General features: G+C 63.3%; 16 protein-coding genes. 12 read left to right on the top strand and 4 right to left on the bottom strand.

Going from position 1 to position 15059, the window contains the following annotated elements; genetic code table 11:
* Positions 1 to 23 precede the first annotated feature (23 nt).
* The 4 genes from PC358_RS20310 (at position 24) to PC358_RS20295 (ending at position 3815) form a co-directional block, all read left to right on the top strand.
* Complete coding sequence (locus tag PC358_RS20310; protein WP_033702118.1) at positions 24 to 1031, top strand: sulfate ABC transporter substrate-binding protein; 1008 nt, start codon at positions 24 to 26, stop codon at positions 1029 to 1031.
* A gap of 87 nt (positions 1032 to 1118) precedes the next feature.
* On the top strand, positions 1119 to 1937 hold the full coding sequence (gene cysT / locus PC358_RS20305) for a sulfate ABC transporter permease subunit CysT (protein ID WP_033702116.1): 819 nt from the start codon (positions 1119 to 1121) through the stop codon (positions 1935 to 1937).
* A gap of 12 nt (positions 1938 to 1949) precedes the next feature.
* Positions 1950 to 2822 carry a sulfate ABC transporter permease subunit CysW gene (gene cysW, locus PC358_RS20300; protein ID WP_033702114.1) on the top strand — a complete coding sequence of 291 codons (873 nt, stop codon included), beginning with the start codon at positions 1950 to 1952 and terminating at the stop codon, positions 2820 to 2822.
* A gap of 3 nt (positions 2823 to 2825) precedes the next feature.
* On the top strand, positions 2826 to 3815 hold the full coding sequence (locus PC358_RS20295; RefSeq protein WP_033702112.1) for a sulfate/molybdate ABC transporter ATP-binding protein: 990 nt from the start codon (positions 2826 to 2828) through the stop codon (positions 3813 to 3815).
* Between the two features lie 285 nt (positions 3816 to 4100).
* Here the strand turns inward: PC358_RS20295 and PC358_RS20290 are convergent, their stop codons facing one another.
* Entirely contained in the window at positions 4101 to 4457 is a 357-nt protein-coding gene (locus PC358_RS20290; protein WP_033702110.1) for a hypothetical protein, read from the bottom strand.
* Between the two features lie 376 nt (positions 4458 to 4833).
* On the opposite strand from PC358_RS20290, the gene PC358_RS20285 reads away from it, so the two are divergent.
* The 6 genes from PC358_RS20285 (at position 4834) to PC358_RS20260 (ending at position 9449) form a co-directional block, all read left to right on the top strand.
* Entirely contained in the window at positions 4834 to 5640 is an 807-nt protein-coding gene (locus PC358_RS20285; protein WP_033702108.1) for an energy transducer TonB, read from the top strand.
* A 40-nt stretch (positions 5641 to 5680) separates the two neighbouring features.
* Positions 5681 to 6403, top strand: a complete 723-nt coding sequence (locus PC358_RS20280; protein WP_033702106.1) for a MotA/TolQ/ExbB proton channel family protein — start codon at positions 5681 to 5683, stop codon at positions 6401 to 6403.
* Position 6404: 1 nt separating this feature from the next.
* The gene (locus PC358_RS20275; protein WP_033702104.1) at positions 6405 to 6806 is read left to right on the top strand and encodes an ExbD/TolR family protein; all 402 of its coding nucleotides are present in this window, start codon (positions 6405 to 6407) and stop codon (positions 6804 to 6806) included.
* A 204-nt stretch (positions 6807 to 7010) separates the two neighbouring features.
* Positions 7011 to 7592, top strand: a complete 582-nt coding sequence (locus tag PC358_RS20270) for an alpha/beta hydrolase (protein WP_033702102.1) — start codon at positions 7011 to 7013, stop codon at positions 7590 to 7592.
* 64 nt (positions 7593 to 7656) lie between these two features.
* On the top strand, positions 7657 to 8487 hold the full coding sequence (locus PC358_RS20265; RefSeq protein WP_033702100.1) for a sigma 54-interacting transcriptional regulator: 831 nt from the start codon (positions 7657 to 7659) through the stop codon (positions 8485 to 8487).
* A 176-nt stretch (positions 8488 to 8663) separates the two neighbouring features.
* Positions 8664 to 9449, top strand: coding sequence for a MetQ/NlpA family ABC transporter substrate-binding protein (locus tag PC358_RS20260; protein WP_033702098.1), 786 nt, complete (start codon positions 8664 to 8666; stop codon positions 9447 to 9449).
* Positions 9450 to 9554: 105 nt separating this feature from the next.
* On the opposite strand, the gene PC358_RS20255 is transcribed toward PC358_RS20260, so the two are convergent.
* A complete protein-coding gene (locus tag PC358_RS20255) occupies positions 9555 to 11918 on the bottom strand; it encodes a penicillin acylase family protein (RefSeq protein ID WP_033702096.1) in 2364 nt (787 codons plus the stop codon).
* Between the two features lie 86 nt (positions 11919 to 12004).
* On the opposite strand from PC358_RS20255, the gene PC358_RS20250 reads away from it, so the two are divergent.
* The gene (locus tag PC358_RS20250; RefSeq protein WP_033702094.1) at positions 12005 to 12571 is read left to right on the top strand and encodes a sugar O-acetyltransferase; all 567 of its coding nucleotides are present in this window, start codon (positions 12005 to 12007) and stop codon (positions 12569 to 12571) included.
* Here the strand turns inward: PC358_RS20250 and PC358_RS20245 are convergent.
* Entirely contained in the window at positions 12550 to 13107 is a 558-nt protein-coding gene (locus PC358_RS20245; protein ID WP_033702092.1) for a DUF6436 domain-containing protein, read from the bottom strand. The two genes, PC358_RS20250 and PC358_RS20245, sit on opposite strands and share 22 nt — an antisense overlap.
* 235 nt (positions 13108 to 13342) lie before the next feature.
* Between PC358_RS20245 and bipL the strand changes: the two genes are divergently transcribed.
* Positions 13343 to 14269, top strand: a complete 927-nt coding sequence (bipL, locus tag PC358_RS20240) for a phospholipase BipL (protein WP_033702090.1) — start codon at positions 13343 to 13345, stop codon at positions 14267 to 14269.
* Here the strand turns inward: bipL and PC358_RS20235 are convergent, their stop codons facing one another.
* Complete coding sequence (locus PC358_RS20235; RefSeq protein ID WP_033702088.1) at positions 14270 to 15022, bottom strand: DUF2059 domain-containing protein; 753 nt, start codon at positions 15020 to 15022, stop codon at positions 14270 to 14272. It lies immediately after the preceding gene.
* Between the last annotated feature and the right edge of the window lie 37 nt (positions 15023 to 15059).

Below are 15059 nucleotides of genomic sequence, written 5' to 3'. Positions count from 1 at the left end.
AAATGCCAATCGGGAGCTTCACCATGTCCATCCGCCGTTATGCGCTCGCCGCCCTGGCCAGTGCTGTTTTTGCCGGTTCCGCAATCGCCAAGGACTACGAACTGCTGAACGTGTCCTATGACCCGACCCGTGAGTTGTACCAACAGTACAACGCCGAATTCATCAAGCACTGGCAGCAGTCCCACCCGGACGACAAGGTGAAGATCCAGCAATCCCACGGTGGCTCGGGCAAACAGGGCCGTGCCGTGATCGATGGCCTGCGCGCCGACGTGGTGACCTTGGCCCTGGCCGGCGACATCGACGAAATCGCCAAGCTCGGCAAGACCCTGCCGGACAACTGGCAGACCCGCCTGCCGGACGCCAGCACCCCGTACACCTCGACCATCGTGTTCTTGGTGCGCAAGGGCAACCCGAAAGGCATCAAGGACTGGGGCGATCTGATCAAAAAAGACGTTTCGGTCATCACCCCGAACCCGAAAACCTCCGGCGGCGCACGCTGGAACTTCCTTGCCGCCTGGGCCTACGGCCTGAAGACCGGTGGTAGCGAAGACAAGGCCAAGGCCTATGTGCAAGAGCTGTTCAAGCACGTGCCAGTGCTGGATACCGGCGCCCGTGGCTCGACCATCACCTTCGTCAACAACGGCCAGGGCGACGTCCTGCTGGCCTGGGAAAACGAAGCTTTCCTGGCGCTGAAGGAAGACGGTGGCGCCGACAAGTTCGAAATCGTCGTGCCTTCGCTGTCGATCCTGGCCGAGCCACCGGTGGCCGTGGTCGACAAGAACGCCGAGAAGAAGGGCAATACCGCAATTGCCACCGAATACCTCAAGCACCTGTACAGCCCGGCTGGCCAGAAGATTGCCGCCGAGAACTTCTACCGCCCACGTGACGAGAAGGTCGCTGCCGAATTCGGCAAGCAATTCCCGAAACTGGACCTGGTAACCATCGACAAGGACTTCGGTGGCTGGAAAACTGCGCAACCGAAGTTCTTCAACGACGGCGGTGTGTTCGACCAGATCTATCAGGCCCAGTAATTCTGCGCCTGCGGGAGCAACACCCTTCAGTAGCCTGCACGGGCCCGGCTTAACCGCCGGGCTTCGTGCGTTCAACCAGGGATATTTATGTCACGTCGTATTTCCCCCGTCATACCCGGCTTCGGGCTGACGCTGGGCTACACCTTGGTGTACCTCAGCCTGATTGTGCTGATACCGCTGGCCGCGATGTTCGTGCATGCCGCGCAGCTGACCTGGGAGCAGTTCTGGACCATCATCAGCGCGCCGCGGGTGATCGCCGCGCTCAAGCTGAGTTTCGGCACCGCCCTGTTCGCCGCCATCATCAATGGCGTGATCGGCACCCTGCTGGCCTGGGTGCTGGTGCGCTACACCTTCCCTGGGCGCAAGATCATCGACGCGATGATCGACCTGCCATTCGCCCTGCCGACTGCCGTTGCCGGTATCGCCCTGACTGCCCTGTACGCCCCGGCGGGCTGGGTTGGCCAGTTCGCCACTGACCTGGGCTTCAAGATTGCCTACACGCCGCTGGGCATCACCCTGGCGCTCACCTTCGTCACGCTGCCATTCGTGGTGCGCACGGTGCAGCCGGTACTGGCCGACATCCCGCGTGAAGTGGAAGAGGCCGCCGCCTGCCTGGGCGCGAAACCGCTACAGGTGTTCCGCCATATACTGGCGCCAGCACTGCTGCCCGCCTGGCTGACCGGTTTTGCCCTGGCCTTCGCCCGCGGGGTGGGTGAGTATGGTTCGGTGATCTTCATTGCCGGCAACATGCCGATGAAGACCGAGATCCTGCCGCTGCTGATCATGGTCAAGCTCGACCAGTACGACTACACCGGCGCGACCGCCATCGGCGTGTTGATGCTGGTGGTTTCCTTCATTCTGCTGCTGCTGATCAACCTGCTGCAGCGCCGTATCGAAACCCCTTGAAGGAGGCCGGCTATGTCTAGTTCATCCCTGAGCGCTACTGCCGCCGCCAATGCTGCCCGGCGTGGCAGCGCCACCTCGCGGCGTATTCTGATCGGCCTTGGCTGGCTGGTGTTCGCGCTGTTCCTGCTGCTGCCGCTGGTGATCGTGGTGTCGCAGGCTTTGAAGAACGGGTTTGGCACCTTCTTCGAAGCGATTTTCGAGCCTGATGCGCTGTCTGCGCTCAGGCTGACCTTGCTGGCGGTGGCCATTTCGGTACCGCTGAACCTGGTGTTCGGCGTCAGCGCCGCGTGGTGCGTAAGCAAGTACACCTTCCGCGGCAAGAGCGTGCTGGTCACCCTGATCGACCTGCCGTTCTCGGTGTCGCCGGTGATCGCCGGCCTGGTCTACGTGCTGATGTTCGGCGCCCAAGGCTTCTTCGGGCCATGGCTGCAGGACCACGATATCCAGATCGTCTTTGCCTTACCGGGCATCGTGCTGGCCACCATCTTCGTCACCGTGCCGTTCGTGGCCCGTGAACTGATCCCGCTGATGCAGGAGCAGGGCACCCAGGAAGAAGAGGCCGCGCGCCTGCTCGGTGCCAATGGCTGGCAGATGTTCTGGCACGTGACCCTGCCGAACATCAAGTGGGGCCTGATCTACGGCGTGGTGCTGTGTACCGCGCGAGCCATGGGTGAGTTCGGCGCGGTGTCGGTGGTGTCGGGCCATATCCGCGGCGTCACCAACACCTTGCCGCTGCACGTGGAGATCCTCTACAACGAGTACAACCACGTCGCGGCCTTCAGCGTGGCCAGCCTGTTGCTGATCCTGGCGCTCTTCATCCTGCTGCTCAAGCAGTGGAGCGAGAACCGTATTAACCGCCTGCGCCACAGCGCTGCGGAGGAATAATTCATGTCGATCGAAGTTCGTAACGTCAGCAAGCGCTTCAACAGCTTCCAGGCCCTGGACAACATCAACCTGGATATCCACAGCGGTGAGCTGGTGGCCTTGCTCGGCCCGTCCGGCTGCGGCAAGACCACCCTGCTGCGCATCATCGCCGGGCTGGAAACGCCGGATGACGGCAGCATCGTGTTTCACGGCGAGGATGTGTCTGGCCACGACGTGCGTGATCGCAACGTCGGGTTCGTATTCCAGCATTACGCGCTGTTCCGCCATATGAGCGTGTTCGACAACGTCGCTTTCGGCCTGCGCATGAAGCCCAAGGGCGAGCGCCCGAGCGAGAGCAAAATTGCCGAGAAAGTGCATGAGCTGCTGAACATGGTGCAGCTCGACTGGCTCTCCGACCGTTACCCCGAGCAGCTTTCCGGTGGCCAGCGCCAGCGTATCGCCCTGGCTCGCGCCTTGGCGGTGGAGCCCAAGGTGCTGTTGCTCGATGAGCCGTTCGGTGCCCTGGATGCCAAGGTGCGTAAAGAGCTGCGCCGCTGGCTGGCGCGCCTGCACGAGGACATCAACCTGACCTCGGTGTTCGTGACCCATGACCAGGAAGAGGCCATGGAAGTAGCGGACCGCATCGTGGTGATGAACAAGGGCGTGATCGAGCAGATCGGTTCGCCGGGTGAGGTGTACGAGCAGCCGGCCAACGACTTTGTTTATCACTTCCTGGGTGACTCCAACCGCCTGGCCTTGAGCGAAGGGAACCATGTGCTGTTCCGCCCCCACGAGGTGTCGCTGTCGCGGCATGAGACCGAGGGGCATCACGCCGCCGAGGTGCGCGACATTCGCCCGCTGGGCGCGACGACCCGGGTGACGTTGAAGGTGGAAGGGCAGAGCGAGCTGATCGAAGCTGAGGTGGTCAAGGACCACGATAGCCTGACTGGCCTGGCGCGGGGGGAGACGCTGTTCTTCAGGCCGAAGGTCTGGCAGAAGGTGGCGGATATCTGAGCCGCTTCAAAATAAAAGCCCGGGCATGTTCCCTAATGCTGTTCACTTAAGTTCGCCGGGGGCCGCTCTGCGGCCCTTTCGCGGCACAAGGCCGCTCCTACAGTATCCGCGTGAGCCCCTGAATATTGGCTTACGCGGACGTTGTAGGAGCGGCCTTGTGCCGCGATGGGCTGCGCAGCAGCCCTAAGTGAACAGCATTACGGGCATGGTCCCGGGTTTCTATTGCCTGCAGAATCTCGACGATTCCACCACAGGCTCTGCCCGTCACATCAGCGGATACGCATATCACTTCACATACAAGCACACACTCGCTTCGCAGAGGCTGCCAAACCCTCTCACCGATACATGAGGCATTGTGGTATCGCCTGAAGTGCTTTCGGTCCATGAAAGAATGGCGGGTTGCTTCAGAAACGCGCTATCGGCTTGGTAGGTCGATTTTGCCTGGATGTTGCCCACTGGCTTGCCCTTTTTGAGCAAATATAGCGTCTTATCTGAGGTATTCAGAATCTCCAACGCTGGCCTAGCCTCGGCCTGTGTGATGTCCGGCTGGGTTAGGGAGGTGGTTTCTGAACTCTCTGCGTAAGCGAGCATGGGTGCCGTGCCCACGGCTGCGAGCAGCAGGGCTGAAATGAGTTTGTTCATGGCCGGGTCCCTCCTGGAGATTTAAATCAACATATCAGCGGCCACTACTCACGGCATCTGGTAGAAATGCCAGTTGACGACTGACAAGCAGTGGGCCACGTGCAACTAAACGGATCTCGCGCGTGCCGGCATATGCATTGGAATATCTGCGTGTGGCCACGATTTTCATGCCTTCTGAGAATATTTTTGATGCCTGTTAGGCATTGCTGGCTTGCTCCCTTGCCACACCCCGCGAAAACCGAGGGCTTGAGTGGGGCCTGCAAAAAACATATTCAAAAAAGTTCTAATCATAATTTTAAACATTACTTTAAGAGATAAGCCTCTGGCCCCGATGATTCAGCCACACACCTGAATCGAGACCCCAGGAGTTTGATCAATGGGTAATGTCCAGACGGCCGTCAGGGCCTACGACCAGCCATGGCGCCCGGCATCCGGCGACCTGGTCGAGCTTGGACGCACGCTTCGTCTTCCGCTTGGCCAGCAGCGCCTGCAACGCACGCCTACGAGCGGCCTGAAGCGCCGCGACAAGCTGGCGTTGGCGTTGCTGGTGCTGGCGCTGCATGGCGCCGCCGCCTACTGGGTCAGCCAGGCACCGACGCCTGAGCTGCCAGTGGTGCCGCCGCAGGTGCCGCCCATGACCATCGAGTTCGCCGCGCCGGCGCCGCCCGTGGTCGAGCCGCCACCCCCCGCCCCCGCGCCGCCGGTGGTCGAGCCACCACCGCCGCCGCCGGTAGTCGACGAGCTGGCAGCCAAGCCCAAGCCCAAGCCCAAGCCAAAACCGGTGCCCAAGCCTGTGGTCAAGCAACCACCCAAGCCGCAGCCGAAACCGGTCGAGGCACCGCCGCCTGCACCGGTGGCAGCCCCCGCGCCGCCAGCCCCCGCGCCACACGCGCCGGCCCCGGTGACGCCGGCTTCGGCCAACGCTGCGTATTTGAAGAACCCGGCGCCGGAGTACCCGCAGATGGCCCAGCGCCGCGGTTGGGAAGGCACCGTGCTGCTGCGTGTCGAGGTACTGCCCAGCGGCAAGCCAGGGCAGATCCAGGTGCAGAAGAGCAGCGGCCGCGATGCCCTGGACGCCGCTGCGCTGGCGGCGGTCAAGCGCTGGAGCTTCGTCCCTGCCAAGCAAGGCGACGTGGCCCAGACCGGCTGGGTCAGCGTGCCGATCGACTTCAAGCTTCGATAACTCTTTTCAACGCATCAGCAGAACATAGGAAGACATCATCATGAGCCTGTTGGCATCCCCCCTCGAATCCGTTGAAAGCGCAGTCATCTGGCTGCTGGTCGGCTTCTCCGTCGTCACCTGGGGCCTCGCCCTGGTCAAGGTCGTGCAGTTCGTGCGGCTGAAGCACCAGGACAAACGCTTCCACCAGCAATTCTGGGCCGCCTCGAGCCTGGACTCGGCCGCCGAAATCAGCCACGAGCTGCCTGGCCCGGCCGCTCGCGTCGCGCAGTCCGGCTATGCCGCCATTGCCGTGGGCGATACCACCCAGGCCAACGACCTCAGCCACGCCATCAATCACCAGGACCGCCTCGAGCGCGCCCTGCGCCAGCAGATCGTGCGCGAGCGCCGTTCGCTGGAAACCGGCCTGGCCGTGGTCGCCAGTATCGGCAGTACCTCGCCCTTCATCGGCTTGTTCGGCACCGTGTGGGGCATCATGGAAGCGCTCAAGGGCATCAGTGCGGCAGGTTCTGCCAGCCTCGAAACCGTGGCTGGGCCTATCGGCGCGGCGCTGGTGGCCACGGGTGTGGGTATTGCGGTCGCGGTGCCTGCGGTGCTGGTCTACAACTACTTCCTGCGTCGCCTCAAGCTGACCGCCGCAGACCTCGACGACTTCGCCCATGACTTCTACAGCCTGGCGCAGAAGAGTGCCTTCCGGGTACTGGTGCACCCGGCGGTGCACAAGGCCCAGGCCGGGTTTACCCAGCCAGTGAAGGAGGCGTCCTGACATGGCCTTTTCGACCCAGGACAGCGACGAAGTCCTTAGTGAAATCAACGTCACGCCGCTGGTGGACGTCATGCTGGTGCTGCTGGTGGTGTTCATCGTCACCGCGCCACTGCTGACCAACGCCATCCCCATCAACCTGCCCAAGACCGAGGCGGTGGCCCCGGTGGAGCAGAAGGACCCGCTGGTGGTGAGCATTGACGGGGCCGGCAAGTTGTTCATCAACAAGGACGAGATCCAGCCGGACCTGCTGGAGACCAACCTCAAGGCGGCCAAGGCCAAGGACGCGCAAGTGCGTGTGCAATTGCAGGCCGACGACAGCGTGAACTACGGCGAAGTCGCGCGTGCCATGGCGGCGATCGAACGTGCGGGCATCAGCAAGCTGGCGGTGATCACCGCGCGCTGATACCCGGCAACCCTCTTCAGGCAAGTACGCTCTATGAGCGCTTATGGGCCACATCTCTTGGCAGGGGTTGGCCCTTTTTTTTGGTTGTTGATCGGTACCAGAAAACAACTTTTGGTTATTAATAAATAGCTTCTTATTCCTTTACGAATATAACTGCCTCCCTATACTGGTCTCCAAGCACGCAAACTTACTGGAGGCGTCCCCATGCGCAATGAGTCTATTCGCTACCTGATTGTGCCGGGCTGGCAAGGATCGCCAGACAACCATTGGCAGAGTCATTGGCAGCGCACCCTGCCCAACAGCGCCCGGGTCGAGCAGCACGACTGGCTGACCCCGCAACGGCGCGATTGGGTGCAGGCCCTGGAGCAGGCGATTACCGCCGAACGCTCGCCGGTGATCCTCATCGCCCACAGCCTGGGCTGCATCACCGTCGCCCACTGGGCTGCCGAGGCCAGCCCGGCGTTGCTGCGCCAAGTGCGTGGCGCGCTGCTGGTGGCGCCTGCGGATGTCGAGCGGCCGACCTGTGCGCCGGCTCTGCGCAACTTCGCGCCGATCCCGATGCAGGCGCTGCCGTTCCCAAGCCAGGTGGTCAGCTCCGACAACGACCCGGCAGTGAGCGTGCCGCGTGCACTGCACCTGGCCCAGGCCTGGGGTGCTGAAGCGGGGTTGCTGACCAATGCCGGGCACATCAACGTCAAGTCCGGCCACGAGCGCTGGGAACAAGGCTTCGCCTACCTGTATCGCCTGCAGAGCCGGGTCGAGCAGCGTGCACTGCGCCGCGCCTGATCGCCCCTACTGATTACCGTTAGCCTGACGCCCGGCCATCGAAGGCCTGGGGCGGGAGTTCGTCATGACCTTTCAAAACCCGTTTGGCCAGCCGCTGCTGACCTTCCCCGAGCTGGACAAGAGCCCGCTGAGCATTCGTGCCAAGGCCCTGGTGTTCATCGACCCCCGTTCGCAACAGCTTCGCCAAGACCTCGAACGCCTGGCGCCACTGCCCTTGCCTGTGCTGATTCGTGGCGAGACCGGTACCGGCAAGGAGTTGCTGGCGCGGCAGATTCATCGCGCCAGTGACCGCAGCGGGCTGTTCGTGTCGGTCAACTGCGCGGCCATCAGCCCGACCTACGCCGACGCCGAATTGTTCGGCTACAGCGCTGGTGCCCACAGCGGCACTGCCAGCAGCCGCGCCGGGTGGTTCGGTTCGGCCAACGGCGGCACCCTGTACCTGGACGAGATAGCCGACTTGCCGCTGGAGATCCAAGGCAAGCTGCTGGCCGCGCTGGAAAACCGCGAAGTGACCCGCGTCGGCGCGCAGCAGCCTCAGCCTGTGGATGTGCGCCTGGTGGCGGCGACCAGCATCGACCTGGCGCGGGTGGTGAAGGCTGGCAGGTTTAATGAGCGCCTGTACCAGTACCTGCGCGAGGGCGCGCTGGAACTGCCCCCCTTACGCGAGCGCCGTGGCGATATTCTGCCGTTGGCCGAGTACTTTGTGGGTATCTACACCGCCCGCCTGCAACGCTCTGTGCCGCTGATCAGCGACGCGGCCCAGCAGGTGCTGGAAGCCCATGCCTGGCCCGGCAACACCCGCGAGCTGGAGAACGTCATCCACTGCGCCCTGCTGGTGAATGACAGCGAAGAGATCCAGCCGGAGGACCTCGACCTGCCCAACCCTGCGTGTTAGACAGCGCTCATAAGCAAAGGCGGTGATGGCAGTTTGTTTTTGGAATAAGCAGCTAATTAAAAGATATTGTTGCGGTATAAGAAATCTCGGTATTGTCCGCTTCACGCCCACCCCACACGGGGCAGGGCACACGACTTCGCCATCGCCGATGGCCCAGATTCAGAACAAGGACCACCATGAAGAAGACCCTGCTGACCACTGCCCTGGCCGCCGCCCTGGCGCTCGCTGGCCTGGCCAATGCCGCCGAAAAACTGGTGGTGGCTGCCACCCCGGTGCCGCATGCCGAGATTCTCGAGCTGATCAAGCCGACCCTGGCCAAGGAAGGCGTGGACCTGCAGATCAAAGTCTTCACCGACTACGTGCAGCCCAACGTGCAGGTTGACCAGAAGCGTCTGGACGCCAACTACTTCCAGACCCTGCCGTACCTGCAGAACTTCAACGAGGGCAAAGGCACCCACCTGGAAACCGTGGTCGGCGTGCACGTCGAACCGTTCGGTGGCTACTCGAAGAAGGTCAAAAGCCTGAGCGAGCTGAAGGAAGGCGCCACCGTTGCCATCCCTAACGAGGGCAGCAACAGCGGCCGTGCCCTGCTGCTGCTGCAGAAGGCTGGCCTGATCACACTGAAAGACCCGAAAAATGCCTTGGCCACCCCGAAAGACATCGCCACGAACCCGAAGAATCTGAAATTCCGCGAGCTGGAATCGGCCATGCTGCCGCGTGTGCTGGATCAGGTTGACTTGGACATGATCAACACTAACTACGCCCTGGAAGCCGGCCTGAACCCGGCCAAGGATGCGCTGGTGATCGAAGGTGCCGATTCGCCGTACGTGAACTTCCTGGTGGCTCGCCCGGACAACAAGGACAGCGACGCCATCCAGAAGCTGGCCAAGGCTCTGACCAGCCCGGAAGTGAAGGAATTCATCGCCAAGAAATACAGCGGTGCGGTACTGCCGGCGTTCTGATCCGGTTGTAGCCCTCCCACACGGTCCAGGTACTGCACACACCTGTGTTCCAGTGCCAATCCTGTGGGAGCGGGCTTGCCCCGCGAATGGGCTGCGCAGCAGCCCTTACTCAGCCGGCAGCAATCTCAAGGTGCTCTGCGCCGGTATCACTCCCATCTGTGCCTTCTGATACTGCCCCTCGATATAGCCCTTGGCCTGGTCCGCATAATGCTGGTCAAACGGCACGCCACTTTGCCCAACCGGGTTGCTCGTCAATGCCTGCCCCGTATCGGCAAAGTCGATCAGCCTTCGCGTCGAAGGCCCATAAGTCACCGGCCATGGCGCCGGCCCGATCTTCGCCGACAGATTGTTGGGCACCTCATGCGTGCCTGGCGCGGCAAACGGGCCGACGTTGAACAGCAGGTTCAGCGGCTTTTTCACGCCGAGCGGATGGTTATGGGTCAAGGTATGGGCCTTGCCCCATTGCCAACTGGCCGGGTCGCTGCCCAGGGTATCGCGCAGGTGCTTCAGGCTCTTCTGCCAGGCGATGCGCACGATTGCCGCACGGTCGGTACGTTCGTTGGCACCTCGGGTGCTCCACCAGGGCGACGCGGCATCCGCTGCCAGGCGGGGCAGGGCGGCATCGATGGCACGGGTGCTGATCAGCACCGGGAACCAGGTGTCGCCCAGTTCGTCATGCAGGGCAGCGAATGCCAGTTCATAGAGAAACTGGTTGAACAGCGTCGCGCTGGTCGAGTCCAGGGGGTAGTCACCGCCCCAGGCGGCCAGTTGCTCGACCAGCTCTTTTTCCTCGTCGCCCTCGGCCACCGCGCGCAGCGTCGCCAGCAACGGGGCAAGGGTGCGCGGGCCATAATCGCTGGTGGTGTCCAGTTGCAAGGCCTGGCTGTTCTGGGTGTCCCACTTCACGTCAGGGTTGGCCAGGTGGCGGTCGAGCTGGCGGCCGCGGTCCGGCAAGTTGTAGTAGCCCGGGACGGGCACGGCCGAGGGCGGCTGATAGTTGGCCGAAACGATGTAGCCGCGTGCCGGGTTCTCTTGCTGAGGGTTGGCACTGAAGGGGTAGAAACCGAGCTTGTCCGCCTGCGGGCTGGCGCCATCGAGGATGAACGTCGGGTTGACGCCTTGCGGGCGGATCGGCAGTTGTGCCGCTGCCCACCAGCCGATATCGCCACGGGCATTGGCCCAGACGAAGTTCAGCCCAGGCGCCTGAACCTTAGCGGCGGCCTCGCGCATCTTGCCCAGGGTGTCGGCACGGTTGAGCTGGTAGAACCCGTCGAGAATCGGGTTTTCGGTTTCAAGAAAGGCCCACCACATGGCCACCGGCGTGGTCCCGGCGCTTGCGCCCAGCACCTCGTTGACGATCGGGCCGTGGGGCGAGCGGCGCAGGCTGATGGTGACCGGAGCCTCGCCTTTGACGGCGATGGTCTGTTCAGTCTTTTCCAGTGTTTGCCATATGCCGTCGATCATCACCTGGTCGCTGTTGGCGGGGTTGGTCCGTTCGGCGATCAGGTCGACGTCATCGTTCTGGAACATGGTCAGGCTCCAGCCGAAGTCGCGGTTGTGCCCGAGTAGTGCGAAGGGGTTCAGGGCCTGGAAGTAGCCGTAGAGGTTGAACCCAGGCGCCGAAAGTTCGGCCTCGTACCACACCGCCGGCACTGCGAAACTGATGTGCGGGTCACCGGCCAGCAGGGGCTTGCCGCTGCGGGTACGGCTGCCGGAAACGGCCCAGGCGTTGCTGCCTTCGAACTGCGGGATACCGGCGTCGTTCAGGGCGTCATGGCTGAGCCGGGCAAGTGCCTCCAGGCTGCGCCAGTCGGCGGCGGCCAAGGGGCTAGCCAAGGCACCCTCGGGCTGCCAGTCGAGGTCGAAGATCTTCAGGTACTGCGGACCAAGCTGGTCGCGGATGTAGGTCAGTGCCGGCTCGGTACGGAACGCGGCGGCGAAACTGTAGGCCAGGTAGCCGGCGATGCTGAGGGTGTCTTCGGCAGTGAACGGACGTGGGGTAATGCCCAGCAGGTCGAATTCGATTGGCTTGGGGTGGCTGGCCTGCCAGCTGTCGATGCCTTCAAGGTAGGCTTGCAAGGCCTGCCAGGCGGGCGATTGACGGTCCAGCCGCTGCACCATCAGTGCCGCCTGATCGCGGATGCGCAGGCTGCGGAACAGGGTATCGGTGGGCAGCAGTTTGTCGCCGAGCACCTCGGCCAGCTCGCCTCGGGCCAGGCGGCGCATGATCTCCATCTGGAACAACCGGTCCTGGGCATGCACGTAGCCCAAGGCGCGATACAGGTCCTGTTCGTTCTGCGCCTGCAGGTGCGGCACGCCGCGCGCGTCATAGCGCACACTGACCGGCGCCTGCAGGCCGGCGATCAGCACCTCGCCCTCGCGTTGTGGCAGCTTGCCGTGCACGTACCAGTAACCGGCGCCAGCGGCCACGGCGATCACCACGGCCAACAGGGTCAGGCTGCGCTTCATCGAGACTCCTTGTGCATTCGAACGGAAACTGTGGTCCGATCATCGACGGATTCGCGAACAGAGCATAGCCCTCGAAAGGAGTTTCCATGTCCCTCAGCGAAAAACAGAAAATGCTCAGCGGCCAGCTCTACCACGCTGGCTGCCCCGAGCTGCAGGCCGAGCAGATTGCCAACAAGCACTGGATGCATCGCTACAACAACAGCTTCGAACTGCTCAACGACGCACGTCACAGCCTGCTGGCCGAGCACTTTGGCCAAGCCGGCGAAGGCACGGTGATCCGCCCGCCGTTCTATTGCGACTATGGCTACAACATCAACGTTGGCAGCAATACGTTCATGAACTTCAACTGCGTGATCCTCGATGTGCTGCCGGTGCACATCGGCGACGATTGCCAGATTGGCCCGGCGGTGCAGATCTACACCGCCGACCACCCATTGGACCCTGAGCTGCGCCGCACCGGCCTTGAAAGCGGTCGGCCGGTGACCCTCGGCAACAATGTGTGGATTGGCGGCGGGGCGATCATCCTGCCGGGGGTGACCATTGGCGACAACGCGGTGGTCGGCGCGGGCAGCGTGGTGACGCGCGATGTGCCCGCGGGTGCGGTGGTGGTGGGTAACCCGGCGCGGGTGCGTCAGGCGCCCCAAGGGCAGTAGCAACCCACCGCCAGGGTGTTGGAGGCGGTGACTGGGCGGCCGTCGAGCAACGCCTTGATAATCGGCTCGATGAAGCTGTTGCTGGCGTTGCACACCGCGCCCTCGCTGTAGGGGCCGAAGTAGGCCAGGTGGCCTTGCCGGTCCCAGATGGCCACGGCCGGGGAGGCGGGCAGGTGTTCGCTGCCAGGAAGGCTGGCGAGGGGCTTGAGGGCAGTGAGGTTCGCCGGTAGCTGGCCGTGGCTGCCGGGCTTTTGCAACACATGGAAAGTGACGCCCTGGCCTGTGAACTGGCTGACCAGGTCGCCCAGGTGTTGCTGGTTACCGACATTGCACGGGCAGGCCGGGTCCCAGAAGTGCACGACGCGGATCGGCCCGGGGCCGGCCAGTTGGGGGGGCAGTTGCAGTTGGCTGCCGTCGAACAGGGTGGTCTGGTTGTCGAACGGGCGCAGGTAGCGGGCCTGGAAGGCGTCGTAGGCCAGCCACAGGGTGAGGATGCAGAGCAACAGGGCAAGCAGTTTGATGGCGCGAGAATTCATGAGGGTGTCCGCGGGCCTTTGTAGGAGCGGCCTTGCGTCGCGAACGGGGTGCGGAGCAGCCCCAGCAATGTTGGCGGCGAAGCTGAAATCCTGGGGCTGCTCCGCACCCCGTTCGCGACGCAAGGCCGCTCCTACAAGGACCGATGCCAGGTATTGGTAAGTGATCAAGCTTGCCACGTTGAGGCTCAGAGCTGAATATCACAGATCAATACTCGCTTCGCTCTGGATGTACCCAATGCCCGCTGCCTTACTCCCCGACCTGCTGCGCGCCAGCCTGGCGCCCTTGACCGATCGCCAGCCGTTGTCGGCGCAGGGTCGGGATTACCAGCATTTCTACGGCCTGGATCTGCCTGTACAGCGCTGGCTGGGTGGCTTCCAGGCGGCCGGGTTCGATGTGGTTGGGCAAGTCTGGCTACCGCCGCAGCCGGTGGCCACCGTATTCCTGCTGCATGGCTATTACGACCACATGGGCCTCTACCGGCATGTGATCGAGTGGGCGCTGGGCCAGGGCTACGCGGTGATCAGCTGCGACTTGCCCGGGCATGGCCTGTCCAGTGGTGAGCGGGCCAGCATCAGTGACTTCTCGCTGTATCAGCAGGTGCTCGATACGCTGTTCGAGCAAGCACGCAGGCTGGACCTGCCGCGCCCTTGGCACCTGTGCGGGCAGAGTACGGGTGGCGCCATCGTGGTCGACCACCTGTTGCACCGGGGCGAGCAAAGCCCGGCCGACGGACAGGTGATTCTGCTTGCACCGCTGGTGCGGCCCAGTGCCTGGCGGTGGTCGAAGTTCAGCTACTGTGTGCTGCGCCATTTCGTCAACGGTATCGAACGGCGGTTCAGTGAGAACACCAATGACCCGGCATTCCTGACGTTCCTGGAGGCCGACCCGCTGCAACCGCGCCGCCTCCCGACCGCATGGGTCGGTGCACTGATCGCCTGGGTCAAGCGCATAGAAGCGGCGCCACGCAGCACGCGGCGGCCCTTGATCGTGCAGGGTGAGGCGGATGGCACGGTAGACTGGCCCTACAACCTCGAAGTGCTCAAGGCCAAGTTCACCGAGCCGCAGATCCTGATGCTGCCCGACGCGCGGCACCACCTGGCCAATGAACTGCCCGGCATTCGCCAGCGTTACTTCGCCTTCATCGACCAGCGCCTGGGCTGATCACTTGAGGTCGGCAGCGCTCTGGCCCACCGCCAGCCCCGCGCGCACCGCCGCCAGTGCCGCCTGGTAATACGCCTTGCCTTCGGCCGATTCGGCGAAGGTGGCAAACGCTTCAAGCTCGGCGTCGGACAAGTCGCGGTAGACATACAGCAGGGTATTGTTGAGGTCTTCGCCGATCTGGTTCATCAGCCGCTGGCGCTGGCCGTCGAGCAGGCCCTGGGCCTGACCGCCGCCGAACAGGCCGGGGATCATCGAGCTGAGGCTGTCGGCGGCGACGCCGGCAATCGCCAGGCTGACTTCGGCACCCGCTTCGCGGGCTGGCAACGCCTGGGCCAGGTGGCCGATGAGCAGCAAGCGGTCGTCGCTGGCCTGGATCTTCGGCAGGCCCTTGGCATGCTTGGCCAATTGGTCCTTGCGCGTGGCCTGCAGTTCGGCGGCCACCACCTTGCGGCCCAGCGGCGATTGGAAGAAGGCCAGCGCGGGTGCGGGGTTGTTCAGGGTGGCGCGCAGTTGCGCCTGGGCACGACGGTCCACGGCCTGGGCCTGGAAGCGCTGATTGCTGTTGTTGACCAGCGCTTGGTAGACCGCAGGCGGCAGGCTGTTGCGATAGCGTTCCTGGGCGGCGCTCAGGGCATCGTTGAAGTGGGCGCGCTGGTCGGGCCAGCCGGCGGCCTTGTACAGTTGATCCAGGTTGTCTGCCCAGACAGGCATGGCGCAGATCATCAGCAGAATCAGGGAAAACAGACGGCGCATTCAGGACTCCTGTCGGCAGGCTGCCATTGTCCTTGTC

This window comes from Pseudomonas capeferrum, assembly GCF_000731675.1.
In the GTDB taxonomy this organism is placed as follows: Bacteria; Pseudomonadota; Gammaproteobacteria; order Pseudomonadales; family Pseudomonadaceae; genus Aquipseudomonas; species Aquipseudomonas capeferrum.
The sequence above is the reverse complement of the archived record's forward strand: the minus strand, read 5'-3'. Positions and strand labels throughout refer to the sequence as shown.